Genomic DNA, 24,781 nt, shown 5'->3' with positions numbered 1-24,781 from the left:
GGCCCCTTCTTAACAGCCGCGGTCCGGAGCATGGGGCGCGGGGGGCCCGGGACAGGACCCCCCGCAGGGAAGGGACGGCTGGCTGCGCTCAGCAGCCTCGAAGGTCGGCCGGCCGGCGCGCGGCCACGGCCCACCTTCATGGACGCGACTGGCATCTCGTCCACCCTGTCAACGAGGGCGTACCGAACGAGGTCACGCCGTCCCGGCGGGCCTGAGGTGTTAAAAAGGGCCCCTTCTACAACGCGAGGCGTTAAGAAGGGGCCCTTCCTTGCACGTCAGGCGGCGAGCTTGCGCGCCAGGTTCTCGTCGAGCGCGTTCATGAACTCGTCGGTGGTCAGCCACGGGGCGTCCCGCGAGATGAGCAGCGCGAGGTCCTTGGTCATCTGGCCGCCCTCGACGGTGTCCACGATGACCTTCTCCAGCGTGTCGGCGAACTCGGTGACCGCCGGGGTGCCGTCCAGCTTGCCCCGGTGGGCCAGGCCCCGGGTCCAGGCGTAGATCGAGGCGATCGGGTTGGTCGAGGTCTTCTCGCCCTTCTGGTACTGCCGGTAGTGCCGGGTGACAGTGCCGTGGGCGGCCTCGGCCTCGACGGTACGGCCGTCCGGGGAGAGCAGCACCGAGGTCATCAGGCCCAGCGAGCCGAAGCCCTGCGCGACGGTGTCGGACTGCACGTCACCGTCGTAGTTCTTGCACGCCCAGACGTATCCGCCCTCCCACTTGAGCGCGGCGGCGACCATGTCGTCGATCAGCCGGTGCTCGTAGGTGAGGCCGGCGGCCTCGAACTCGGCCTTGAACTCGTTCTCGAACACCTCGGCGAAGATGTCCTTGAACCGGCCGTCGTACGCCTTGAGGATGGTGTTCTTGGTCGACATGTAGACCGGGTAGCCGCGGTCCAGGCCGTACCGGAACGAGGCGCGGGCGAAGTCCCGGATCGACTCGTCGTAGTTGTACATGCCCATGGCGATGCCGCCGCCGGGGAAGTTGGCGACCTCCATCTCCATCGGGGTGCCGCCGTCGGCCGGGGTGTAGGTGATGGTCACCGTGCCCGGGCCGGGGACGACGAAGTCGGTGGCCTTGTACTGGTCGCCGTGCGCGTGCCGGCCGATGATGATCGGCTTGGTCCAGCCCGGGACGAGCCGCGGCACGTTCGACATGATGATCGGCTCGCGGAAGACCACGCCGCCGAGGATGTTGCGGATGGTGCCGTTCGGCGACCGCCACATCTTCTTCAGGCCGAACTCCTCCACCCGGGCCTCGTCCGGGGTGATGGTGGCGCACTTGACGCCGACGCCGTGCTCCTTGATGGCGTTGGCGGCGTCGACCGTGACCTGGTCGTCGGTGGCGTCACGGTGCTGGATCGACAGGTCGTAGTAGTGCAGGTCGACGTCGAGGTAGGGCAGGATCAGCTGCTCCCGGATCTGCTTCCAGATGATCCGGGTCATCTCGTCGCCGTCGATCTCCACGACCGGGTTGTTTACCTTGATCTTCGCCATCGGCCGGCGCTCCTCTCGGGGGACACGTGCTCAAGCAGTACGAGCGTACTGGAAACTGGCCGGCAGTCCCCAGGCGGCCCGGGTGGACCGCCGGAAAAGCGGGCTGCGTCGCGCCGCGACCCGCTGGCATCATCGTCCGATGCCGCACAGCCGCACCATCGGGTCTATCACGGTCACCGCGCTCAGTGACGGCGAGGGGCCCTTCTTCCAGCCCCGCGGCGAGGCCTTTCCCGACGCCACCGAGACGCACTGGGCGGCGGCCGACCGGCTCGACCCGGGCGCGGTCACCGACGACGGCCGGTGGTGGCTGCGGTTCCGCGCGTTCGCCCTGCGGGCCGACGACGGGCCGGTCACGCTTGTCGACGCCGGGATCGGCCCGGCCGACTCCCTCGCCGCGAGCTGGGCGCCGGTGCCGGGCCGGCTCCCCGCCGAGCTGGCCGCCGCCGGGATCGATCCGGCCGACGTCCGCACCGTGGTCCTCACCCACCTGCACACCGATCATGTGGGCTGGGCCGGCCCGCTGTTCCCGAACGCGGACCACCTGGTCCAGCGCGCCGAGGTGGACGCGCTGGAGCTGTTCCACCCGGATCTGCCGGCCCGGCTGCTGACGCCGTTGCGCGCCGCCGGCCGGCTGCGGGTGGTCGACGGCGAGACGCCCCTCACCCCTGGGGTACGGCTGCTGCACACGCCCGGGCACACGCCGGGCCACCAGTCGGTGCTCATCGAGGCGGGCGACGACCGTCTCCTGATCACCGGCGACCTGCTCGTGCACGCGATCCAGCTGGCAGACCCGGCCCTCCCCTACGCACACGAGGTCGATCCGGCCACGGCCCGCCACTCCCGGCAGCACCTGCTGGCGACCCTCTCCCCCGCCCTCCTGGCCACCCCCCACCTGACCGCACCCTTCACCCCATACCCGCCGTCCCGTCGATCATGAAGTTGACGGCGGAAATGGAGATCAACTCGACCGCCAACTTCATGATCGACAGGGGGAACCGCGGGCGGGACGGCAGAAGGCCCGCCGGCGGAGCCGGCGGGCCTTCGACGCGTTTGCTACGTCACATGCTGGCGACGTCGCCCTGCTTGGCACGGACCGCCTCGGCGGCCTCCTTCAGCGCGGCCAGCTCGTCGGCGTCCAGGTCGGTCTCGACGACCCGCTTCACGCCCTCGGCGCCGATCTCGGCCTCGACGCCCAGGTAGACGCCGGAGATGCCGTACTCGCCGTCGACCCAGGCGCAGACCGGCATGACGTCGCCGGAGTCCTCGGCCACTGCCTTCGCCATCCGGGCCGCGGCGGCGGACGGGGCGTAGTACGCGGAACCGGTCTTGAGCAGCGCGACGACCTCGGCGCCACCGTTGCGGGTCTTGACGACCAGCTCCTCGATCTGCTCGGCCGGCATGACGTCACGCAGCGGCTTGCCGTTCACGGTGCTCTTGGACGGCACCGGGACCATGGTGTCGCCGTGCGAGCCGAGCGTCAGGGTCCGTACCGACTTCACCGGTACGCTCAGCGCCTCGGCGACGAAGTTGGTGAAGCGGGCGGTGTCCAGCATGCCGGCCTGGCCGAGCACCCGGTTCTTGGGGAACTGGGTGGCGAGCTGGGCCAGCGCGGTCATCTCGTCGAGCGGGTTGGACACCACGATGACGACGGCGTTCGGGGCGTACTTGGCGACGTTCTCGGAGACCTGACGGACGATCTTGGCGTTGGTCTCCAGCAGGTCCATCCGGCTCATGCCCGGCTTGCGGGGCAGGCCGGCGGTGATGACGACCACGTCCGAGCCCTCGATGGCGTCGTAGCCCTCGCCGTTCGGGCCGGTGGTGACACCGACGACCTTGGTCTCGAAGCCCTCGACCGCGCGGGACTGGTTGAGGTCGAGCGCGAGACCCGCCGGCTTGCCCTCCACGATGTCGGTGATCACGACGGTGTCGAAGACGTCGTACTCGGCCAGGCGCTGCGCGGTGGTCGAGCCGTAGAATCCGGCGCCGACGACAGTGACCTTCTTACCCATGGTCGTCCCACTCCCTGATACCAGTCGGTTTTCCGGACCGTATCAGCCATCCTGGCACCGATCGGGCCAGGGGCGGACGGTTATGACCTGGCTGGGTGTCAGCCGACCCGCTCGGCCCGTTCGACCACGTTGGTCAGGAGCATCGCGCGGGTCATCGGGCCGACGCCGCCGGGCATCGGCACCACCTTGCCGGCGACCTCGGTCACCTCCGGGTCGACGTCGCCGGTGTAGCGGCCCTTGCCGTCGTCGCCGATCACACGGGTGATGCCGACATCGACCACGGTCGCGCCCGGGTTGACCATGTCGGCGGTGAGCAGGCCCGGCACGCCGGCGGCGACGATGACGACGTCGGCGGCGCGGGTGTGCGCGGCGAGGTCGAGCGTGCCGGTGTGGCAGAGCGTCACTGTGGCGTTCTCGCTGCGCCGGGTCAGCAGCAGGCCCAGCGGGCGGCCGACGGTGTTGCCCCGGCCGACGACCGCCACGTTCGCGCCGCGCAGCGGCACGTCGTGCCGGCGCAGCAGCTCGACGATGCCGCGTGGGGTGCAGGGCAGCGGCGCGTCGTACCCGAGGACGAGCCGGCCCAGGTTGACCGGGTGCAGCCCGTCGGCGTCCTTGTCCGGGTCGATCGACTCCAGGGCACGCTGGGTGTCGAGGTGCCCGGGGAGCGGGAGCTGGACGATGTAGCCGTGGCAGGCCGGGTCGGCGTTCAGCTCGGCGAGCGCCGCGTCGAGCTGCTCCTGGGTGGCGTCGGCCGGCAGCGCGACCCGCAGCGAGGCGATGCCGACCTCGGCGCAGTCGCGGTGCTTGCCGTTGACGTACGCCTGGGAACCGGGGTCCTCCCCGACCAGCACCGTGCCGAGACCGGGGGTGATGCCGCGTTCCGCGAGCGCCTTGACCCGGGCTCGTAGCTCGTCCTTGATCTCCGCCGCGGTGGCCTTGCCGTCCAGGATCGTCGCCGTCACGTCGTGATCGTCTCACGTCCACAGCCGAGGCCGGACGACGACGGCCGACGATCACGCTCAACAACGTGGCAGAAGTCACGGAGAGTTACCAACCACCGGACGCGCAGGGCGAGCCGGAGCCGGGCGGGCACACACCGGACGTTCGGAGCCGACACCCCAGAGCCATCCGACGTCACCTCGACCGGGCCACCGATGACGAACAAAAGGCCAGTTCAGCACCACTACTAGCAGGCGGGAGCAACGACGGCAAGGTTCGGCGAACACGATCAGTCATCAATTGACCACGCATCAGTTGTCGAGGGGCCGACCCGCGACCTACGGTTACCACTCGTTGCGCAGAGTCACCCAGCGTCGGGACGACCGCGCAGCGTGAGGAGATGAGGAGACCCCCATGCGTGTTCGTAGGCTCGCGGCCTGGGCCGCGCTCCCGCTCGCGGTGACGCTCGGCCTGACGGCCTGCGGCTCGGGCGGCAGCGGCGGCGGCACCGGCGACTCCGACGCGGCCGTGCGGATCGAGATCGCCGAGCCGCAGCACCTGGTGCCCACAAACACAAACGAGACGAGCGGCTCCCAGGTCCTGTCGGCCCTGTTCAGCCCGCTCATCGACTACGACGACGCGAACAAGCCGCACGAGGTGGCGGCCGATTCGGTGACGACGTCGGACAACAAGGTCTGGACGATCAAGCTGAAGCCCGGCTACACGTTCCACAACGGCGAGCAGGTCACCGCCGACAACTACATCGACGCCTGGAACTACGGCGCGTACGCGCCGAACGGCCAGAACTCCAGCTACTTCTTCGAGAAGGTGGCCGGCTACGACGACCTCCAGGGCGAGAGCCCGAAGGCCAAGACGCTCAGCGGCCTGAAGAAGGTCGACGACCTGACCTTCACCGTGACGCTCAGCGAGCCGTACGTGGACTTCAAGTCCATGCTCGGCTACACCGCCTTCTACCCGCTGCCCGAGGCGGCCTTCTCCGCGCCGGGCGTGCTGGCCGAGGGCTACGAGCAGGCGCCGATCGGCCAGGGCCCGTTCAAGATGAAGGGCACCTGGCAGCACGACGCCAAGGTCGAGGTGGAGCGCTACGACGCGTTCCCGGGCCAGCAGCCCAAGGTCGGCGGCGTCGAGTTCCGCATCTACCAGCAGCCGACCGCCGCGTACGCGGACGTGCTGTCGGACAACCTCGACGTGATCAAGACGATCCCGACCGAGAACCTGTCCACCGCCGCGACCGACCTGGGCGACCGCTTCCTCCAGAGCCCGGCCTCGTCGCTGCAGGTGCTGGCCTTCCCGACGTTCCAGGAGGAGTTCAGCAAGCCCGAGGTGCGCAAGGCGATCTCGATGGCGATCGACCGGGACGAGATCACCAAGTCGATCTTCAAGGACTCGCAGCAGCCGGCCCGCTCGTTCGTCTCGCCGGTGGTCGCGGGTTACCGGGAGAACACCATCGGCACCGCCGGCGCGTTCGACCCGGTCAAGGCCAAGGCCGCGTACGAGGCCGCGGGCGGCCCGAAGAAGATCGAGCTGTCCTACAACGGCGACGGCGGCCACAAGGACTGGGTCGACGCGACCTGCAACCAGCTCAAGGCCAACCTGGGCGTGGAGTGCGTGGGCACCGCGGAGCCGAAGTTCGCGGACCTGCTGACCAAGGTCAAGCAGAAGCAGCCGGTCGGCCTGTTCCGGATGGGCTGGGTCATGGACTACCCGTCCATGGAGAACTACCTCGGCCCGCTGTACAGCAGCACCGGCTCGTCGAACTACTACGGCTACAGCAACCCGGAGTTCGACAAGCTGCTCGCCGAGGGCGCCCGCGCGGCCACCGAGGACGAGGCGATCGAGAAGTACCAGGCGGCGGAGGACCTGCTCGCGCAGGACATGCCGGTGATCCCGCTGCGGTACGGGCAGAACAACTTCGGCCACTCGACCAAGGTCAAGAACGTCCACGTGGACCTCTTCGACCGGGTGGACCTGGTGAAGATCGAACGCGCCTGACACCCCGCTGACGGGCCGGGCCACCCCCACCGGGTGGCCCGGCCCTGGCATTGGCCCGCATTTCGCCTGGTTTCGGCAGACTTGCCAGCATGCTCCGCTTCATCCTGCGGCGACTGCTCCAGATGGTCCTCGCGTTCTTCGGGACCACACTGATCGTCTACGCGCTGATGTTCGCCGGGCAGGGCGACCCGATCCAGGCCCTCGCCGGGGAGCGGCCGGTGACCGCGGCGCAGCGGGCCTACCTGACCGAGAAGTACCACCTGGACGCGACAGGTGTCGGCGGCTTCTTCTACCGCTACTTCGACTACCTGCGCGGCCTGGTCCAGGGTGACCTCGGGCAGTCGCTCACCGGGCGGCAGATCAGCGACATCCTCGCCGCCGCGTGGCCGGTCACCGTGAAGCTCGCCGTGATCGCGATGGCCGTGACGGTGATCTTCGGGGTCACCGCCGGCGTGATCGCGGCGATCCGCCGCTCCGGCGTGTTCGACCACGCCACACTCGTGCTCACGCTGCTGGTGCTCGGCATCCCCACCATCGTGCTGGCCCCGCTGGCCCAGTACTTCCTCGGCGTACGCTGGCCGGTCTTCCCGCCCACCGCCGGAGCGCAACCCTCCTTCTACGCGCTGCTGCTGCCGGGCATCGTGCTCGGCTCGCTCTCCCTGGCCACCGCGCTGCGGCTGACCCGTACCTCGGTGACCGAGAACCTGCGCGCCGACTACGTCCGCACCGCCCGGTCCAAAGGGCTGCGGCGACGCCGCATCGTCGGCGTGCACGTGCTGCGCAACTCGCTCATCCCGGTGATCACCTTCCTCGGCGTCGAGCTGGGCAACCTGATGGGCGGCGCGATCATCACCGAGGGCGTCTTCAACGTTCCCGGCGTCGGCTTCAACCTGTTCCGCGGCATCCGCACCGAGGACGGCCCGCTGGTGGTCGGCATCGTCAGCGTGCTCGTCGTGGTCTACCTGCTGTCCAACCTGGTGGTGGACGTGCTCTACGCCGTCCTCGACCCGAGGATCCGCTATGAGTGAGCACAGCGAGGTGCGGCCGTGAGTGACTTCGAGACGGTCGCGGCGACCGAGAACCAGGCCGCGCGGCGCGGTGTCTCCGGCGAACCGGGCACGCCCGGCCGGGCCGGGCGGCCGGACCGGGCCCGCAGCCTGGCCGGGGACGCCTGGCGGGACCTGCGCCGCAACCCGGTCTTCTGGATCAGCCTGCTGCTGGTGGTGCTGGTCGCCGCCATGGCCGTGGCGCCGGGGCTGTTCGCCGCCAACGACCCGCGCGACTGCGTGCTCTCCCGGCAGCACGCCGGGCCGTCCGGCGGGGCCGTCTTCGGGTACGACTTCCAGGGCTGCGACACGTTCGCCAGGGCCGTCTACGGCGCTCGCGCCTCGCTGCTCGTCGGTGCGTTCTCCGCGCTGATCACCGGTGTGATCGCACTCGTCGTCGGCATGGTCGCCGGCTACTTCGGCGGCTGGGTCGACGCGGTGCTGTCCCGGGTGATCGACATCGTGCTCGGCATCCCGCTGCTGCTGGCCGCGATCGTGCTGCTCAAGCGCGTGAGCACCAGCGGCGACACGGTACGGCTCTTCGCGGTGATCCTCGTGCTGGCGCTGCTCGGCTGGACCACCGCGGCCCGGGTCGTCCGCTCCTCGGTGATCACCGCCCGGGAGCAGGACTACGTGGCAGCCGCCCGGATGCTCGGAGCCGGCAACGGCCGGATCATGTGGCGGCACATCCTGCCGAACGCGCTCGCCCCGGCCATCGTGGTGCTCACCATCGCGCTCGGGTCGTTCATCGCGGCCGAGGCGACGCTGAGCTTCCTCGGCATCGGCCTGAAGGCGCCGACCATCTCGTGGGGCATCGACATCGACGCCGGGCGGGTGCACATGCGCGAGTCCGCGACGCCGCTGATCGTGCCGTCGACGTTCCTCGCCCTGACCGTGCTCGCCTTCATCATGCTCGGCGACGCGATCCGCGACGCCTTCGACCCGAAGCTGCGGTGACCCGTGCGAGCGCGAGGAGTGAGCGCAGCGAGCCCCGCAGTCGCGAGCGAAAGGCAGGCACAGCCATGACCCAGTCGTCGGTCCGGCCCACGCCGGCCTCACCCACCCCGCCCGGCGGGCACCTGCTGGAGGTACGGGACCTGCACGTCGAGTTCCGTACCCGGGAGGGCGTGGCGCGCGTGATCAACGGGGTGACGTACCACCTGGACGCCGGTGAGACGCTCGCGGTGCTGGGCGAGTCCGGCTCCGGCAAGTCCGTCACCGCCCAGGCGATCATGGGCATCCTGGACACCCCGCCCGCGTACGTGCGCGGCGGGCAGATCCTCTACCAGGGGCGGGACCTGCTCGCCCGCCCGGAGGAGGAGCGCCGGCAGATCCGCGGCGCCGAGATCGCGATGATCTTCCAGGACGCGCTGTCGGCGCTGAACCCGGTCTTCCCGGTCGGCTGGCAGATCGGCGAGTCGCTGCGCGAGCGGGCCGGCATGTCGCGGGCCGACGCGCGCAGGCGGACCGTCGAGCTGATGGACCTGGTCCGGATCCCGGCCGCGGCGAAGCGGCTCGGCGACTACCCGCACCAGTTCTCCGGCGGCATGCGGCAACGCGTCATGATCGCGATGGCGCTGGCGCTGGACCCGAAGGTGCTGATCGCCGACGAGCCCACCACGGCGCTGGACGTCACAGTGCAGGCGCAGATCATGGACCTCCTGGCCGACCTGCGCCGGGATCTCGGCATGGCGCTCGTCCTGATCACCCACGACCTGGGCGTGGTCGCCGGTGTGGCGGACCGGATCGCGGTCATGTACGCGGGCCGGATCGTCGAGCACGCCGACGTGCACGCGCTGTACCGGGCACCGGCCCACCCGTACACGAAGGGGTTGCTGGAGTCGATCCCGCGACTGGACGTGCGCGGCCAGGCGCTGTCCAGCATCCGCGGGTTGCCGCCGAACCTGATGGCGATCCCGTCCGGCTGCCCGTTCCACCCCCGGTGCCCGTACGTCCAGCCGGTCTGCGTGGACGAGGTGCCGCACGACCTGGTGCTCGGCGACGGTCGGACCAGCGCGTGTCACTTCGCCCAGGAGGTGCACGATGACCGCGACGGCTGAACCCGCGAAGGTGCGCGGCGAGACGATCCTCGCCGTCGACCAGCTGGTCAAGCACTTCCCGATCAGCCAGGGCGTGCTGTTCAAGAAGACCATCGGCCAGGTCAAGGCCGTCGACGGCGTCTCGTTCGAGCTGCGGCGCGGTGAGACGCTCGGCGTGGTGGGCGAGTCCGGGTGCGGCAAGTCGACGCTGGCCCGGCTGCTCATGCGCCTGGAGACGCCCACCGCCGGGCGGGTCACACTGGAGGGACGCGACCTGCTCCGGGCCACCGGGGCGGACCTGCGCCGGCTGCGCCGGAACATGCAGATGGTGATGCAGGATCCGTACACCTCGCTGAACCCGCGGATGACTGTCGGCGACATCGTCGGCGAGCCGTTCGAGATCCACCCCGACGTCGCGCCGAAGCGCAGCCGGCGGCAGCGGGTGCAGGAGCTGCTGGACGTGGTCGGGCTCAACCCGGAGCATGTCAACCGCTACCCGCACCAGTTCTCCGGCGGCCAGCGGCAGCGCATCGGCATCGCCCGGGCGCTCGCGCTGCGGCCCGAGATCATCGTCTGCGACGAGCCGGTGTCGGCCCTCGACGTGTCCATCCAGGCCCAGGTGATCAACCTGTTGGAGCAGCTCCAGGACGAGCTGGGGCTGTCGTACATCTTCATCGCCCACGACCTGTCGGTGGTGCGGCACATCTCCGACCGGGTCGCGGTGATGTACCTGGGCCGGATCGTGGAGATCGGCACCGAGGAGCAGATCTACCAGCGCGCGACCCACCCGTACACCCAGGCGCTGCTGTCGGCGGTGCCGGTGCCCGACCCGGAGGCCCGCGACCGGCGGACCATCATCCGGCTCACCGGCGACGTGCCCAGCCCGGCCGAGCCGCCGTCCGGCTGCCACTTCCGGACCCGCTGCTGGAAGGCCGAGGAGGTCTGCGCGACGCAGGACCCGCAGGCGGTGCCCCGCGCGGCGGACCCGCACCCCAGCGCCTGCCACTTCGCCGAGGTGCGCACCGAGGTGTGACGACGAAGGCCCCGTCCCCCGGAGGAAGAGGGGGCGGGGCCTCCGATGCGGGCACGCGTGCGGAAGGCGGACCCGGACGAACCCGAGCGGGCCCCGGCGGCGTGAGGCGCGCCGCCGTACCGGCGCACGGCAGCTCGCGGCGGAACCGCCGGGTCGACGCGGCGGGTTCCGGTGCGGCGCCGATGCGGCGTCCCGGTGCGGGCTGCGGGGTTCGGTGCGGCTCAGGCGGCCGGCGGGGCGCGCGCGGCGAGCGGGCCACGCGGCGGGAGCGGCACGACCGGCGGCCGAGGCGCGGACGCGACCGGCTCCGGCACGACCGGGCCGGCCACGCGCGGGAGCGCGGCCGGGGCCAGGTCGTCCGGGCCGTCGGTGTAGCCGAGGCCGCCGCCGTGGTCGTGCCACGGCCCGGCGACAAGCTCCGACCAGGAGATTCCGGGGTACGCGGCACGCAGCGCGACAGCGCTCGTTCCGCTCGCCGAGGCGGTGGCCGCAGCGGGCGGCGCGGCCGATCCCAGTCCGGCCAGGACGAACGCCAGCGTGACGACGACGGCGATCAACCGGTCGCGAACGCGCATGGCACACCTGCCGGGCTCACAGACAGCGGAGACGCTCGATCGTCGCCGCGCACACGCTAGCAACCGCCTCCGGCGGCGGGCAACGGCCCGGCGTCCGGGTGCGTCAGTCGTGTGGACGACCGACGCGCCCGGACGGGCCGGGCCGGACCGGTCAGTGGAAGAAGTGCCGGGTGCCGGTCAGGTACATGGTGACGCCGGCCGCCTTGCAGGCCGCGATGGTCTCCTCGTCGCGGATCGAGCCGCCCGGCTGCACGATCGCCCGCACCCCGGCGTCGATGAGGATCTGCGGACCGTCGGCGAACGGGAAGAACGCGTCCGAGGCGCAGACCGAGCCGCGGGCCCGCTCGTCACCGGCCCGGCTGACCGCCAGCCGCGCCGAGTCCACCCGGTTCACCTGTCCCATGCCGACACCGACGGTGGCGCCGTCGCGGGCCAGCAGGATCGCGTTGCTCTTGACCGCGCGTACCGCCCGCCAGGCGAACGCCAGGTCACGCAGCGTCGCCTCGTCGGCCGGGTCGCCGGTGGCCAGCGTCCAGCCGGACGGGTCGTCGCCGGGTGCGTCGACCGCGTCCCGCGTCTGCACCAGCACGCCGCCGCTGACCTGCCGCCACTCCGCCGGCCGCACGGCGAACGCTGGCGCCCGCAGCAGGCGGAGGTTCTTCTTGGCCCGCAGCAGGTCCAGCGCGTCCTCGTCGAAGCCGGGCGCCACAAGCACCTCGGTGAAGATCTCCGCGACCTGACCGGCCAGCGCCGCGTCGACCGGCCGGTTCACCGCGATCACGCCGCCGAACGCGGAGACCGGGTCGCAGGCGTGCGCCCTCCGGTGCGCCTCGGCGACGTCCGCGCCCACAGCGATGCCGCACGGGTTGGCGTGCTTGATGATCGCCACCGCCGGCTGGTCCGGGAAGTCGTTGGCGGCCCGCCAGGCGGCGTCCGCGTCGACGTAGTTGTTGTAGGACATCTCCTTGCCGTGCAACTGCTCGGCCTGGGCCAGCCCGGCCGGCGCGCCCGGGTCGGTGTAGAGCGCCGCCGCCTGGTGCGGGTTCTCGCCGTACCGCAGCACCGCCTGGCGGCGCAGCGCCAGCCCGGCGAACCGCGGCCAGCCGTCCTCGGCCGGCGACACGGTGGTGGCGAACCAGTCGGCCACCGCGACGTCGTAGTCGGCGATGTCGGCGAACGCACGGGCCGCCAGCGCCCGGCGCTCGGCCAGCGTGAACCCACCCTCGGCGAGCGCGGCCCGCACCGCCGGGTACGCGGCCGGGTCGGTCACCACCGCCACCGAGGCGTGGTTCTTCGCCGCGGCCCGCACCATCGCCGGACCGCCGATGTCGATCTGCTCCACGCACTCGTCGGTGTCGGCGCCGGAGGCGACAGTGGCCTGGAACGGGTAGAGGTTGGAGACCAGCAGGTCGATGCCGCCGATGCCGTGCTCGTCGAGCTGGGCGGCGTGCGCGTCCTTGCGCAGGTCGGCGAGGAGGCCGCCGTGGATCTTCGGGTGCAGCGTCTTGACCCGCCCGTCGAGGATCTCCGGGGAGCCGGTGACCTGCTCGACCGGCGTCACCGGCACCCCCGCGCCGGCGATCGTCGACGCGGTGCTCCCTGTCGACACGATCTCCACGCCGGCCTCGTGCAGGGCGCGGGCCAGCTCGGCCAGGCCGGTCTTGTCGTAGACGCTGACCAGCGCGCGCCGGATCGGGCGGCGGCCGGCGTCCTCAGTGGCGTTCACGGGATGGTGACCTTTCTGCCGGTGATCGTCCAACCTTCACGGACCAGGCGGCCGACCTGCTCGACGAGCTGGCGCCGCTCGGCGGACTTGATGCGCTCGGTGAGCGTGTCCTCGTCGTCGTCGTCGTGCACCGGCACGGCGACCTGGGCCACGATCGGGCCGGTGTCCATGCCGGCGTCGACGAAGAACAGGGTGGCCCCGGTGACCTTCACGCCGTACGCCAGCGCGTCGCGGGGGCCGTGGATGCCGGGGAACGCCGGCAGCAGCGTGTTGTGCGTGTTGAGGTAGCGGTCGCCGAACGCGGTCAGGAACTCCGGGCCGACCAGTTTGAGGAAGCCGGCGCTGATGACCAGGTCGGGCCGGTGCTCGGCGACCCGCGCGGTGAGCGCCTTGTCCCAGTCGGCGCGGGTGGGGTGGTCCTTGACGCGCTCGACGAAGGACGGCACACCCGCGGTGGCGGCCCGGTCCAGGCCGGCGATCCCGTCCCGGTCGGCGCCGACGGCGACCACCCGGGCGCCGTACCCGGGGTCGGCGGTGGCGTCCAGCAACGCCTGGAGGTTGCTGCCGGAGCCGGAGACGAGGACGACGAGGCGGGCGACGGACGCGGGCTCGGTCACCGGGTAACCCTATCGGGCAGGTCAGGCGGCTCGGCTGCGGGGCGGCAGCCCATCGGCTGACCTCGCCGGTGGCATGATCGCGGTACGCTGCCGGTCGCCCGGTGTCCGGTCTCGCGCCCGGCCCGCACCCCCACACAGAACCCGGCACGCCGCGTGCCGTCGGACCGAGGAGTATTTCGCATGCAGCCCGGATACCCCCCGCAGCAGCCGCAGCAGATCGACAACAACATGACGATGTCCATCGTCGCGATCTTCCTGTTCTGGCCGCTCGCGATCCCGGCCATCATCAACGCGTCGAAGGTCAACCCGCTGATCCAGCAGGGTGACTACGCCGGCGCCCAGGCCGCCGCCGCCGAGTCCAAGAAGTGGTCCAAGTGGGCCCTCATCGTCGGCCTGGTCTGGATCGGCATCATCGTGGTGTGTTGCCTCTTCGGCGGCCTGGCCGGTCTCGTCAGTGGCGGCAGCACAAACTGACCGACAACCCGAACCGATCTGAGGAGCACCCAGACATGCAGCCCGGTTACCCCGGACAGGACCCGTACGGCCAGCAGCCGAACCAGGATCCGAACGCTCAGCCGCACGACCCGTACGCCCAGCCGCCGCAGGCCCCGCAGTACGGGCAGCAGCCGCAGTACGGGCAGCAGCCCACCTCGGGCCAGCCGTACGGCCAGCCCACCTCGGGTCAGCCCGCCTACGGCCAGGACCCGTACGCGCAGCAGCAGCCGTACGGCGCCGCGCCGCAGTACCCGGGCGCCGGCTACCCGGCGGGACCGGGCCAGGCCCCGAACAACACGCTGGGCCTCGTGTCGATGATCCTCGGTATCGCGTCGATCCCGACGATCTGCTGCTTCTACCTGGGCATCCCGCTCGGTATCGCCGCGGTCGTCACCGGCTACCTGGGCCGCCAGAAGGCCGCGCAGGGGCTCGCCAACAACGACGGTCAGGCCAAGACCGGCCTGATCTGCGGCGCGATCGGCGCCGGCCTGGGCATCGTCCTGATCATCCTGAGCGTGGTCGCCAACGTCAGCCTGCCGGCCCAGCCCTGATCGTCCCCCGTCAGGGGCGTCCACCGGCCGGTGGGCGCCCCTGACGCGTCTGTCGCCCTCGGTGACGACGACGGGTCGGCGTGCGCGGGTCAGCGTGCGGGGTGGCGGCGGTCAGCGGGCGCGGGTCAGCGTGCGGGTGGCGGCGGCGCCGAGCACCGCGCCCACCCCGATCACCAGCGTGGCCACCGCTGCCACCGCCCACGGCGACGGGCCGATCTCGGCCAGCCGGCCGCCGCCGAGCGACCCGCCGGAGGCCGCCGCGAACAGCCCGAGCAGCGCGCCGGCGACCGGCCCGGCGAGCACGGCCGGCAGCAGCAGCGCCGGCCAGCCCACCTCGGACCGCTCCTCGGCCGCCGTGCGCAGCAGCCGCCGGGCCAGCAGCCAGCCGGCCGCCATCGCGGCCAGCAACGGCACGGCCAGCAACGCGCCACCCAGCCCGTCCATCGGCCCGCGCGGCAGGCCGGCCAGCAGCGGTACGGCCGGCAGCGCGCCGACGGAGACCTCGCTCGTGCGTACGGCGCTGTCGGTGCCGACCGCGAACCCGGGACCGAGCAGGTAGCTGGCCGACCAGGCGGTGGCGTTCGGCGCGTAGGCGAGGCTGACCAGGGTGATGCCCGCCTGACCGGCCACCCCGGTCTGGTAGGCCCCGATCATGTCGGCCGCGTCGCCGCCACCGGTGGCCACCGCCAGCCCGGCCGCACCGGCGCCCGCGCCACACAGGAGCAGCGCCGCTACCAGTCCGGTACGCAGGCCGTCGCGCACCGGTGGTGGGCAGCGCGCGGCCAGCAGCGCCCAGGCGCCCGTGGTGCGCAGCGCGCCGACCAGCGCGCCCGCCACGCCGAACACGGCGAACGTGAGCGCGGCAGTGACCGGGGAGACCCGCAGGCCGCCCGCGTCGACAGCGAACGCGGCGAGCGCGCCGAGCAGCGCGTACCCGATGCCGACGGCGACCGCGACGGTGAGTGCCTGGCGCGGCGAGCCCGCCCCGCGCGCCCCGACGGCCCGGCTGACGTGCACCCCGGCGCGGGTGAGCCGCCAGACGGCGAGCGCGCTGAGCGCGAGCGGCGCCAGGCCCAGCGGCCCGGCGGTGGTCTGCAACGGGACCCCGTGGCCGAGCAGCCAGCCGGCCAGGCCGGCGCGCAACGCGCCGCCGAACGACCCGGCGTCCTCGCTGAGCTGGGCGAGGCCCAGCACCGCGGAGACCGGCAGCCAGGAGGTCAGCGCCGCCCAGAGCGCGGCCACCCCGGCGGCGACCGGCAGCGGGGCCCGGCTGCGCGGCTCCTCGCCCGATCGGGGCGCGGGCACCCGCGCGGCCGGACGGGCGCGGCCGGGCGGCCGGACGCCGGCCGAGGGACCGGTGGCCGGACGGCGGGGCTGGTCAGGGGTGACGCGTGACATCGTGTCTACTCTGGCACGCCGCGCGAAGGACGGCAGTCCGATACCGGGTCGGCAGCGTGGCGAGTTCGCCGAACCCCGGCCGGGCGGCGGTGATCCGGTCTAGCCTCGGCCTCAGACGCGACCGTTCCCGTCGCGGCGCCGACCGCCCGGAGGAAGCCGTGCACGCTCCGTATCCGCCGCCACCGCCGCCACCGGCCGTCGGCCGCGACCGGACCACGCTCTGGGGCGTCCTCGGCATCGTCTTCGGCCTGTTCTGCTGCGGCATCCTGGGCATCGTCTTCGGCGCGCTGTCGATCCGCGACGCCCGGCGCAACCGCAGGTCGCAGTTGCTCGGCTGGCTGGGCGTCGCGTTCGGCGTGATCAACATCGTCGCCAGCGCCATCGTGCGCGCCCGGGGCAACTCGTACTACCCGTACTGGTACCGCTGAAGGACCGGGGCCGGAAAGTCGATCTCCCGGGGCAGGTCCACCGGATTCCGATGGACCTGCCCCGGGAGTGTCTGACCCGGTGGGAGTCCCGTCAGTAGCTGACCACCACTCGGCTGACGTTGAGCGTGCCGCTGCTCTTGATGGTGAAGTGGTAATTGCCCTTGGCAACGTCGCCGAAGTAGAGGTAACCGTCACCGCCGACGCAGCTGATGGTGCCCCGCTTCACCTCGGTGTCCGGGCCTGTGGCCTCCCGATATACCGCGACCGTGGGGTTGTAGCTGCACTGACGGAACCAGATGTAGCCGTTTGTGGAATCCTTGTTGTTGTCGTACCAGGTACGCGACTCGAATCCACTCCCCGCCCCGCTGATGCTGCTCTCCCACGAGGCTTCGGCGTAGGCGGCGCTTGACACCCCGACCGCCGCCACCGTGCCGATCGCGATTCCGGCGAGTGCGAGCCGGGCGCTTTTCTTGTTCATCTCTTCCCCTTCCGAGCCATGGACGAAGCCAGCGACTGGCGCCGGGACAGCAGGGGGAATTGCGTACGGTTCCCTTCGACGAACCAGTGCGCCGACCGTCGCGCGCCGATCGGAAGAGAGGTCGAAGGAATGACGCGTGCAGTTGCCGCTTTGAGCCCCCCGTGGGCCAACGCTGAGCGAGACGCTATCCGAGGTCAAGCAAGATAGTCAATACAGGACGCACGCGTGCGACCCTGTCGTATCGCTAGTGGATCTGCGCCGACAGGGGGCGGCCCCTGACACGCCGGCGGGGGTGCCGTCCCGACGCCCGTCGTGACCGATGGCCGACAAAGCGGTTGCCAGGTGCCGGAATTTGTCCTGTTCCACGGCCCTTTTAGCTGCATTATCGAGCCAACCACCCCGGCACTCCCGCGCGACCAGGTGCTCGCGCCATCTCCTCCCCACCCTCGCCCGCCTGCCGGCCGCGGCTCGACGCCACGAACGTTGACCATTGACGGTATTGCTTGGCGTCGGATAACGTCTCGCTCAGCGTTGGCCCACGGGGGGCTCAAAGCGGCAGATGTACGCATCAATCTCGCATGATCTCGAATAGACCGGTACGCACCGGTCTATTCGTTGACCCCCTCCCATCCGGGTGCCTTTCGCTGGCTTTTCCGTGGATCGGACCGAAGGGGTAAAGAGATGAACAAGAGAAGCGCCAGGCTCGCACTCGCCGGAATCGCGATCGGCACGGTCGCGGCGGTCGGCGTGTCCGGCGCCGCCTACGCCGAAGCCTCGTGGAACAGCAGCATCAGCGGGGCGGGAAACGGATTCGAGTCGCGCACCTGGTACGACAACAACAAGGATTCCGTAAACGGATACGTGTACTTCTCGGGCTGCAACGCGAATCCGACAGTGGCGGTCTACCGGGAGGATCTGGGACCGGACACCGAGGTGAAGCGAGGCACCATCTACTGCCAGAACAGCAGTGGCTATCTCTACTTCGGGGATGTCGCCAAGGGCAACTACCACTTCACCATCAAGAGCACCGGCACCGGAACGCAGGGCCTCTCGGTCAGCTATGTCAGTGTAGTTTACTGACCAGCCGAGAGTTTCTGTCCGACCGCGGGCACGGCCTGGTGAGGACCGGACCCGTCGACGGCAGCGCGGATGCATCCGCGCTGCCGTCGCGGCGTTGGTGTCGGCGAAGGGCGGCTTCCCGGTCCGGCCCCCGTCGCAACATCCCGAACATTCCTGGGCCGGCACGGGCACCACAGAGGAGGCGCGCATGGCGCTGATCGCCGAAGACCTCAGCTTCTCCTACCGGTTCCGGGGGCAGCGGGTGATCGAGGATCTGACATGGCAGGTGCCCGCGGCCACGCGGACCATCCTGCTGGGGCCCAACGGCGCCGGCAAGAGCACGCTGCTGCGGCTGCTGGCCGGCATCCACCGACCACGCAAGGGCAGGGTCTTTGTCGCCGACGAGCAGGGACGGCGCACGGACGGCCGCGGCCTCCGCCGTCGGGTGGCCTGGATGCCCCAGGACGTCACCGCCATCCGAGGGCTCACCGTGCTCGAGCAGATCACCTACGCCGGCTGGCTCGGCGGGCTAAGGGAGTCCGAGGCCCGGCGACGGGCTCTGGCCGCCGTCGAGCAGGTGGCGCTCGCGGAGAAGTCGGCCGCGCGTGCCGAAACCCTCTCCGGCGGCCAGCTGCGGCGGCTCGGCCTGGCCGAAGCGCTGGTCCTTCAGGCGGACTTCCTGCTGCTGGACGAGCCCACCGCCGGTCTCGATCCGGTCCAGCGGGCCAATTTCCGCAGGGTCCTGCTCGACCTGCCGAGCTGCGGCCTGGTGGTCTCCACCCACCAGATCGATGACATCGCCGACGTGTTCGACCGGGTGGCGATGCTGGTGCGGGGAAAGGTCGTCTTCGACGGCTCGGAGGCCGAATTCCACGCGCTGAGCACAGACGGCAGCAACGGACGTACGTCGGCCGAGCAGGTCTTCGCCTCGCTCCTGCCCGGACTCGACCATTGAACCCGTTGGTCAGCCTCCGCTGGAGCCGAGGGCTGTTCGCGCTGCCGGTGCTGATGATCTCCGCGGTGGTGGTCGCCTACACCACCGCCTCCTCGGCCGTTGACGACTACCCGCTCCCGAGAGTCGCCGCCGCCCACCGCAGTCTCGTCCTGCTGTCGCCGTTGCTGGCGGCCTGGACCGCAGACCGCTCGCATGCCCTCCGAGGCTTCCTCCGCGCCCACGAACCGGTTCGGCGGCGGCCAGCCGCTTTGTTCCTGGCCCTCTGGCCGCTGTTCGCGGCCGCCGCACTCGCGCAACTCGTCGCTCTCGGGGCGGCTCGCGTCGTACCGTGGGATCCCCAGGCCGTCGGGATGACCGTCACCACCCTGGTCGCCCTACTGGCGAGCTTCGTGCTCGGTGCGGCAGCCGGCCAGGCGTTTCCCCGGGTCATCGCCCTCTCGGCGCCCGCCGTCGCGCTGTTCCTCTGGCATGTGGTGCCGGCCGGCGTCAGCCCGTACTGGCTGAGGTACGCGAATTCAACGTTCGTCACCTGCTGCACCCCGGAACAGCAACTCTCGACGCTGGTCTACCGGGCGTCGATCGGCGTCGCCGCCGTCTGGGCCCTGGGCGTTCTCATCCTGCTGGCGACCCGGCTCAAGGGCCGCCCGTTCAGTCTCGGCCTCGGCGTGGTGGTGGCGGTCGGCGTGGCTGCGGGTAGCGCACTCGTCGAGTCACCCGCTGGTGCCCTGACCGTTCAGGTTCGAGCCGAGCAGCCGGTCTGCGCGACGGAGAAGATCACGGTCTGCGTCTGGCCCGAACACGCCGATCAACTACCGGCCGAGGTCAGACTGTTCACGGCTGTCCGGGCCAGCCTGGAGAAGGCCGGCCTGAACATGCCGGACGCCTACAGCGAGTCGCCACTCCACCCGACCGGTGCGCTGCGCATTGAGGCGGCCTCCTACGCGACTGACGCGGATCGCCGGTTCACCGTCGCCACGGCGCTGCTGCCGGACCCGCAACGATGCGTGGTCGGCAGCGCCGAGGACGCCAAGGTGCACGGGGTGTACAACGGCGCTCTGCGCTGGTTGAGCCGGAAGTCAGGAATGACCGAGGCGGAGATCCAGTCCCGGCTGGGCCCGATCGACCCCTCCGACTCGACCATGAGCTCGGTGTTCGCCCTGCCCCCCGACGAGCAAAGACAGTGGTATCTGAAGCAGCGAGCCCTGCTCGACGCGAAATGCGGCGGATGATCGGCAGGTCAGATCGATGACGAACTGGTTGAAGACGCGCCGGGCCAAGATGATCTTTCTGTGGATCGCCGGGATGGCGGTGCTGTCAGCCCTCCTCGGCCAACGTGTCGTGGAGCTTCCCGCCGTGTTGGGCGGGGGGTCGAGTTCCACCCCCTGGGCGATCTTCCTGCCGTTGCCCGTGGTGATCGCACTGGCCCACGGTCTCTCGTCCCGGGCACGTGCGGTGGAGGCGGCGTGTCACAGGTCGATCGGCCGCTGGGACGCCGCACTCGTCGCCGGTACGGTGATGCTCTCGGCGCTCGCGCTCGGAGCCGCTGCTGTGGCCACGGACGGCATGCCTGCCCTGGCCGTCCGCAATCTGATGTTGCTGTCCGGCACCGCAGCCGTGCTGACCGCGCTGCATTCGGCCGAAGCCGGTGCCGGCGCGATCGCGCTGGTCGTCGTGCTCACCAACTCCATCGGTCCGAGCGTGCGCGGCTCGGGCCACCTCCGCGTGATGCAGGCTCCCGCCGACGACTTGTGGTCCTGGCTGCTGGCGTCGGCAGCGCTGCTGGCGGCGATCGCGCTTCTCGTCCGGGATCCTCGACCGACGCGCCACGTCGGACGATGAACGAGTGCGGGGGCGGCCCGATGGGCCGCCCCCGCGCTCGCTGTCGCCATTGTCCTAGCGGCCGGACATGAGCTCCCGCATCAGGTTGGCGGTCTCGGTCGGGGTCTTGCCGACCTTGACGCCCACCGCCTCCAGCGCGGCCTTCTTGGCGTCGGCGGTGCCCGCCGAGCCCGAGATGATCGCGCCGGCGTGGCCCATGGTCTTGCCGGGCGGGGCGGTGAAGCCGGCGATGTAGCCGACCACCGGCTTGGTGACGTTGGCCTTGATGAACTCGGCCGCCCGCTCCTCGGCGTCGCCGCCGATCTCGCCGATCATGACGATCGCGTCGGTCTCCGGGTCCGCCTCGAAGGCGGCCAGGGCGTCGATGTGGGTGGTGCCGATGATCGGGTCACCGCCGATGCCGACGCAGGTGGAGAAGCCGATGTCGCGCAGCTCGTACATCATCTGGTAGGTCAGCGTGCCGCTCTTGCTGACCAGGCCGATCCGGCCGGAGCCGGTGATGTCGGCCGGGATGATGCCGGCGTTCGACGCGCCCGGCGAGGCGATGCCCGGGCAGTTCGGGCCGATGATCCGGGTCCGCTCGCCCTTGGACTTGTTGTACGCCCAGAACGCGGCGGTGTCGTGCACCGGCACGCCCTCGGTGATCACCACGGCCAGGTCGATGCCGGCGTCGATCGCCTCGACCACGGCGGCCTTGGTGAACTGCGGCGGTACGAAGATGACAGTGACGTCCGCGCCGGTCTCCTTCATCGCGTCCGCGACGGAGGCGAAGACGGGCAGCTCGGTGCCGTCGAAGTCGACTGTGGTGCCGGCCTTGCGCGGGTTCACGCCGCCGACCACGTTGGTGCCGGCGGCGAGCATCCGCCGGGTGTGCTTGGAACCCTCGGAACCGGTCATCCCCTGCACGATGACCTTGGAGTCCTTGGTCAGCCAGATAGCCATTGTCAGACCCCCGCAGCTGCCAGCTCGGCGGCCCGCTCGGCCGCGCCGTCCATGGTGTCGACCCGCTGGATCAGCGGGTTGGCCGCGCCGTCGAGGATCGCCCGGCCGGCCTCGGCGTTGTTGCCGTCGAGGCGCACGACGAGCGGCTTGGTGGCCTTCTCGCCGCGCTGCTCCAGCAGCGCCAGCGCCTGCACGATGCCGTTGGCGACGGCGTCGCAGGCGGTGATGCCGCCGAAGACGTTGACGAAGACGCTCTTGACCGACGGGTCGGACAGCACGATCTCCAGCCCGTTCGCCATCACCTCGGCGCTCGCGCCGCCGCCGATGTCGAGGAAGTTGGCCGGCTTGACGCCGCCGTGCCGCTCGCCCGCGTACGCGACCACGTCGAGCGTGGACATGACCAGGCCCGCGCCGTTGCCGATGATGCCGACCTCGCCGTCGAGCTTGACGTAGTTGAGGTCCTTGGCCTTGGCGGCCTGCTCCAGCGGGTCCACCGACGCCTGGTCGACAAGGGCCTCGTGGTCCGGGTGCCGGAACGCGGCGTTCTCGTCCAGCGTGACCTTGGCGTCCAGGAGCAGCAGCTTGCCGTCCTTGGTGGTGGCCAGCGGGTTCACTTCGACGAGCGTGGCGTCCTCGGCCACGAACGCCTGCCACAGCTTGACCGCCACCTCGACCACCTGGTCGGCGATCTCGGCCGGGAAGCCGGCCGCGGTGACGATCTCCCGCGCCTTGGCCTCGTCCACGCCGGTGTTGGCGTCGATGGGCGCCTTCACGACCCGCTCCGGGGTCTCGGCCGCGACCTGCTCGATGTCCATACCGCCGGCCACGCTGGCGATGCAGAGGAAGGTGCGGTTCGCCCGGTCGAGCAGATACGAGAAGTAGTACTCCTCGGCCACGTCCGCGGTCACGGTGATCATGACCTTGTGGACGGTGTGACCCTTGATGTCCATGCCGAGGATGTCGGTGGCCCGGGCCACCGTCTCCTCCGCGCCCTCGGCCAGCTTCACGCCGCCGGCCTTGCCGCGGCCACCGACCTTCACCTGCGCCTTGACGACCACCCGGCCGCCGAGGCGTTCGGCGATCGCGCGGGCCTCCTCCGGGGTAGTGGCGACGCCGCCGGCGAGCACGGGCAAGCCGTGCCGCTCGAACAGGTCCCGCCCCTGGTACTCGTACAGGTCCACGATTGCGCGTCCCGTCCCGTCTCCGCGGCGCGCCGTCGCGCCGCCACCAGCTTCGGAAAATCAGTTTGACGCCTGTCATCAGATGAGACAGGCCATTTGCCGCAGCCTAACGAGATGGGAACGGGCGGCAACCGAGCGGGTGCGCGGTGTGCGGTAATGCACAGGCCGGGCCCGGCCGGTCCGGTCACCGCCGCGCCAGCGCGGGCGGGCGTCAGCCGTACGGGGGATGTCCGGACCGGGGCGTAACCGCCCGTCGGGGGCGTCGTTGAGTGTGATGTCGGCGTGCTGGTGAAGCGCGACGACGGGAGCGGCCGATGCCCTGTCGGTCGAGGGGTGGCGGCGGGGCATCGTGCATAGAGGGGCCGGGCGTGTGAGGGGTGCGTCCGGCCCCTCCCCCGTGCCCGGAGCCGGGAACGCGGGGGCCGCGGACCGGCGGGTCAGCCGACCGGCTGGGCGACGTTCTCCCGCACCCACCCGACAATCGACCCGGTGGTCGCACCCGGGGTGAAGATCTTCGCGACGCCGAGCCGCTCCAGCTCCGGGATGTCGGCCTCGGGGATGATGCCGCCGCCGAACACCACGATGTCGGTGGCGTCGCGCTCGGCGAGCAGCTCCACGACGCGCTTGAACAGCGTCATGTGCGCGCCGGAGAGCACCGACAGGCCGACCGCGTCCGCGTCCTCCTGGATGGCGGTCTCGACGATCTGCTCGGGCGTCTGGTGCAGGCCGGTGTAGATGACCTCCATGCCCGCGTCACGCAGGGCGCGGGCGACCACCTTCGCCCCCCGGTCGTGGCCGTCCAGGCCGGGCTTCGCGACGACGACCCGGATACGAGAGCTCATCTGCGCACACCTTTCACCGGCACTCCTGACCTGAACGAACGGTAACCCGCCCGGACGGGAGGCGGGAAGCCGGGCCTGATCCGTCCCACAACCGGTCCCGCCCCTCTACTGCCCGAGCCCGCACGCGGAAAGCCGGACACCTCCGCCGTTCGGTCACTGTCCGCGACGAATGGGCAGTCGGCAGGCCATCCGACCGGCGGCACGAGATATAACAAGGCCGGATAGATTTGGACATAACGAATCGGCATTTCGGCGCTTCGGCTTGTGACAGGAGTGGCGGTTGGCTAACGTGTCCACGGTTGTCATCAAGTCCACGGACGGGTGACGACGCGACACCGGAGATTCAACCGAGCTTCACCGAGCGGTCCGGAGTCGCATCGGATCCCCGACAACGGAGGGTGTGCGTGCGCCAGCGCCTGTCGTCTGAGCCCGATCGATATCGCGGCCGCCGCCGCGTACCCACCCCCCCGCGGAGCCGCTACGCCGCGGTGGTCACCACCGCGTTCGTCGGTGCCGGCATCGTCGCCATCGGCGCGAACGCCCTCCCCGACGCCAAGAGCGTCAACCCGTCGGTCCTCGACGAGCTGCGGCAGGCCTCGGTCGCCAGCCAGGACGCCGCCGACCGTGGCAAGAGCGCGGACACCGCCTCCCGCTCCGACCGCTCCGACAGCAAGGCCGCCGAGCAGGACCCCTGGCTCCTGCCTCTGCACGGCTACGACTTCAAGTCCCCCTACGGCATGCGCTGGGGCAAGCTGCACACCGGCGTCGACCTGGTCGCCCCGGAGGGCACGCCCTACAAGGCGATCCACGCCGGAACCGTCACCAAGGCCGGCTGGTTCGGCGGCTACGGCTACGCCGTCATCGTCGAGCACGCCGACGGCAGCGAGGCCATCTACGGCCACTCCTCCGCCGTGACGGTCAAGGAAGGCCAGGAGGTGAAGGCCGGCGACCAGCTCGGCCTGGTCGGCAACACCGGCCACTCCTACGGCTCCCACCTGCACCTCGAGATCCATGTCAAGGGCCAGCCACAGGACCCGGTGGCATACCTGAAGGATCGCGGAGTGAACATTCAGCTCGAACTCGAAGAGTTCTACAGCGACGCAGCCGCTTCCTGACGCTCCGT

General features: G+C 71.0%; 25 protein-coding genes. 14 read left to right on the top strand and 11 right to left on the bottom strand.

Translation table 11 applies throughout. The annotated features are described in order from the left end of the window. Positions 1-275: 275 nt before the first annotated feature. On the bottom strand, positions 276-1,493 hold the full coding sequence (locus AB0B20_RS19025) for an NADP-dependent isocitrate dehydrogenase (protein ID WP_013288497.1): 1,218 nt from the start codon (positions 1,491-1,493) through the stop codon (positions 276-278). Between the two features lie 139 nt (positions 1,494-1,632). Between AB0B20_RS19025 and AB0B20_RS19020 the strand changes: the two genes are divergently transcribed. Then, positions 1,633-2,430, top strand: coding sequence for an MBL fold metallo-hydrolase (locus tag AB0B20_RS19020; protein WP_357472024.1), 798 nt, complete (start codon positions 1,633-1,635; stop codon positions 2,428-2,430). Positions 2,431-2,551: 121 nt separating this feature from the next. Here AB0B20_RS19020 and mdh read toward each other — a convergent pair whose 3' ends face one another. Then, complete coding sequence (gene mdh / locus AB0B20_RS19015; RefSeq protein ID WP_357388791.1) at positions 2,552-3,502, bottom strand: malate dehydrogenase; 951 nt, start codon at positions 3,500-3,502, stop codon at positions 2,552-2,554. 98 nt (positions 3,503-3,600) lie between these two features. Continuing rightward, positions 3,601-4,464, bottom strand: coding sequence for a bifunctional methylenetetrahydrofolate dehydrogenase/methenyltetrahydrofolate cyclohydrolase (locus AB0B20_RS19010; protein ID WP_357472021.1), 864 nt, complete (start codon positions 4,462-4,464; stop codon positions 3,601-3,603). 391 nt (positions 4,465-4,855) lie between these two features. Here AB0B20_RS19010 and AB0B20_RS19005 point away from each other — a divergent pair, with 391 nt between their 5' ends. The 5 genes from AB0B20_RS19005 (at position 4,856) to AB0B20_RS18985 (ending at position 10,572) form a co-directional block, all read left to right on the top strand. Continuing rightward, positions 4,856-6,454 (top strand): ABC transporter substrate-binding protein, encoded by a 1,599-nt coding sequence (locus tag AB0B20_RS19005; protein WP_357472018.1) that lies wholly within the window; start codon positions 4,856-4,858, stop codon positions 6,452-6,454. Positions 6,455-6,543: 89 nt separating this feature from the next. Next, complete coding sequence (locus AB0B20_RS19000; protein ID WP_357388797.1) at positions 6,544-7,482, top strand: ABC transporter permease; 939 nt, start codon at positions 6,544-6,546, stop codon at positions 7,480-7,482. Between the two features lie 18 nt (positions 7,483-7,500). Continuing rightward, the gene (locus AB0B20_RS18995; protein ID WP_357388799.1) at positions 7,501-8,457 is read left to right on the top strand and encodes an ABC transporter permease; all 957 of its coding nucleotides are present in this window, start codon (positions 7,501-7,503) and stop codon (positions 8,455-8,457) included. A gap of 65 nt (positions 8,458-8,522) precedes the next feature. Further along, on the top strand, positions 8,523-9,560 hold the full coding sequence (locus AB0B20_RS18990) for an ABC transporter ATP-binding protein (protein ID WP_357472015.1): 1,038 nt from the start codon (positions 8,523-8,525) through the stop codon (positions 9,558-9,560). Further along, complete coding sequence (locus tag AB0B20_RS18985) at positions 9,544-10,572, top strand: dipeptide ABC transporter ATP-binding protein (protein WP_357472012.1); 1,029 nt, start codon at positions 9,544-9,546, stop codon at positions 10,570-10,572. Before AB0B20_RS18990 ends, AB0B20_RS18985 begins: the two co-directional genes overlap by 17 nt. Before the next feature lie 221 nt (positions 10,573-10,793). Here the strand turns inward: AB0B20_RS18985 and AB0B20_RS18980 are convergent, their stop codons facing one another. From AB0B20_RS18980 to purN, 3 genes are all read right to left on the bottom strand, one after another. Beyond that, a complete protein-coding gene (locus tag AB0B20_RS18980) occupies positions 10,794-11,147 on the bottom strand; it encodes a hypothetical protein (RefSeq protein ID WP_357472009.1) in 354 nt (117 codons plus the stop codon). 151 nt (positions 11,148-11,298) lie between these two features. Beyond that, positions 11,299-12,873: a bifunctional phosphoribosylaminoimidazolecarboxamide formyltransferase/IMP cyclohydrolase gene (gene purH / locus AB0B20_RS18975; RefSeq protein ID WP_357472006.1), complete on the bottom strand. Its 1,575-nt coding sequence runs from the start codon at positions 12,871-12,873 to the stop codon at positions 11,299-11,301. Then, the gene (purN, locus tag AB0B20_RS18970) at positions 12,870-13,490 is read right to left on the bottom strand and encodes a phosphoribosylglycinamide formyltransferase (protein WP_357388809.1); all 621 of its coding nucleotides are present in this window, start codon (positions 13,488-13,490) and stop codon (positions 12,870-12,872) included. Before purN ends, purH begins: the two co-directional genes overlap by 4 nt. Positions 13,491-13,670: 180 nt before the next feature. On the opposite strand from purN, the gene AB0B20_RS18965 reads away from it, so the two are divergent. Together AB0B20_RS18965 and AB0B20_RS18960 are read left to right on the top strand one after the other, a co-directional pair. Beyond that, the gene (locus AB0B20_RS18965) at positions 13,671-13,964 is read left to right on the top strand and encodes a CD225/dispanin family protein (RefSeq protein ID WP_357472003.1); all 294 of its coding nucleotides are present in this window, start codon (positions 13,671-13,673) and stop codon (positions 13,962-13,964) included. A gap of 35 nt (positions 13,965-13,999) precedes the next feature. Then, the gene (locus AB0B20_RS18960; protein ID WP_357472000.1) at positions 14,000-14,536 is read left to right on the top strand and encodes a DUF4190 domain-containing protein; all 537 of its coding nucleotides are present in this window, start codon (positions 14,000-14,002) and stop codon (positions 14,534-14,536) included. A 111-nt stretch (positions 14,537-14,647) separates the two neighbouring features. Here the strand turns inward: AB0B20_RS18960 and AB0B20_RS18955 are convergent, their stop codons facing one another. Continuing rightward, the gene (locus AB0B20_RS18955; protein ID WP_357471996.1) at positions 14,648-15,934 is read right to left on the bottom strand and encodes a DUF6350 family protein; all 1,287 of its coding nucleotides are present in this window, start codon (positions 15,932-15,934) and stop codon (positions 14,648-14,650) included. A gap of 158 nt (positions 15,935-16,092) precedes the next feature. On the opposite strand from AB0B20_RS18955, the gene AB0B20_RS18950 reads away from it, so the two are divergent. Then, a complete protein-coding gene (locus AB0B20_RS18950; RefSeq protein WP_357388817.1) occupies positions 16,093-16,362 on the top strand; it encodes a DUF4190 domain-containing protein in 270 nt (89 codons plus the stop codon). Positions 16,363-16,453: 91 nt separating this feature from the next. Here AB0B20_RS18950 and AB0B20_RS18945 read toward each other — a convergent pair whose 3' ends face one another. Next, positions 16,454-16,840, bottom strand: a complete 387-nt coding sequence (locus tag AB0B20_RS18945) for a hypothetical protein (protein ID WP_357388819.1) — start codon at positions 16,838-16,840, stop codon at positions 16,454-16,456. Positions 16,841-17,521: 681 nt separating this feature from the next. Here AB0B20_RS18945 and AB0B20_RS18940 point away from each other — a divergent pair. The 4 genes from AB0B20_RS18940 to AB0B20_RS18925 all read left to right on the top strand — a co-directional run bounded on the left by AB0B20_RS18940 (position 17,522) and on the right by AB0B20_RS18925 (position 20,693). Continuing rightward, positions 17,522-17,920 carry a hypothetical protein gene (locus tag AB0B20_RS18940; RefSeq protein ID WP_357388821.1) on the top strand — a complete coding sequence of 133 codons (399 nt, stop codon included), beginning with the start codon at positions 17,522-17,524 and terminating at the stop codon, positions 17,918-17,920. A gap of 187 nt (positions 17,921-18,107) precedes the next feature. Beyond that, positions 18,108-18,854, top strand: coding sequence for an ABC transporter ATP-binding protein (locus AB0B20_RS18935; protein ID WP_357388823.1), 747 nt, complete (start codon positions 18,108-18,110; stop codon positions 18,852-18,854). Between the two features lie 5 nt (positions 18,855-18,859). Beyond that, positions 18,860-20,083 carry a hypothetical protein gene (locus AB0B20_RS18930; protein WP_357471992.1) on the top strand — a complete coding sequence of 408 codons (1,224 nt, stop codon included), beginning with the start codon at positions 18,860-18,862 and terminating at the stop codon, positions 20,081-20,083. 16 nt (positions 20,084-20,099) lie between these two features. Then, complete coding sequence (locus AB0B20_RS18925; protein WP_357388827.1) at positions 20,100-20,693, top strand: hypothetical protein; 594 nt, start codon at positions 20,100-20,102, stop codon at positions 20,691-20,693. 54 nt (positions 20,694-20,747) lie between these two features. Here AB0B20_RS18925 and sucD read toward each other — a convergent pair whose 3' ends face one another. The 3 genes from sucD to AB0B20_RS18910 form a co-directional block, all read right to left on the bottom strand. Further along, positions 20,748-21,635 (bottom strand): succinate--CoA ligase subunit alpha, encoded by an 888-nt coding sequence (sucD, locus tag AB0B20_RS18920; RefSeq protein ID WP_210896349.1) that lies wholly within the window; start codon positions 21,633-21,635, stop codon positions 20,748-20,750. A 2-nt stretch (positions 21,636-21,637) separates the two neighbouring features. Further along, positions 21,638-22,816 carry an ADP-forming succinate--CoA ligase subunit beta gene (sucC, locus tag AB0B20_RS18915; protein WP_091426175.1) on the bottom strand — a complete coding sequence of 393 codons (1,179 nt, stop codon included), beginning with the start codon at positions 22,814-22,816 and terminating at the stop codon, positions 21,638-21,640. Between the two features lie 437 nt (positions 22,817-23,253). Continuing rightward, positions 23,254-23,658: a cobalamin B12-binding domain-containing protein gene (locus AB0B20_RS18910; protein ID WP_091426178.1), complete on the bottom strand. Its 405-nt coding sequence runs from the start codon at positions 23,656-23,658 to the stop codon at positions 23,254-23,256. 404 nt (positions 23,659-24,062) lie between these two features. Between AB0B20_RS18910 and AB0B20_RS18905 the strand changes: the two genes are divergently transcribed. Next, entirely contained in the window at positions 24,063-24,773 is a 711-nt protein-coding gene (locus AB0B20_RS18905; RefSeq protein ID WP_357388832.1) for a M23 family metallopeptidase, read from the top strand. Positions 24,774-24,781: the final 8 nt, after the last annotated feature.

This window comes from Micromonospora sp. NPDC049151 (assembly GCF_040648395.1).
Classification (GTDB): Bacteria; Actinomycetota; Actinomycetes; order Mycobacteriales; family Micromonosporaceae; genus Micromonospora.
Note: the sequence above shows the minus strand (reverse complement) of the source record. Positions and strands in the feature narration are given on the sequence as shown.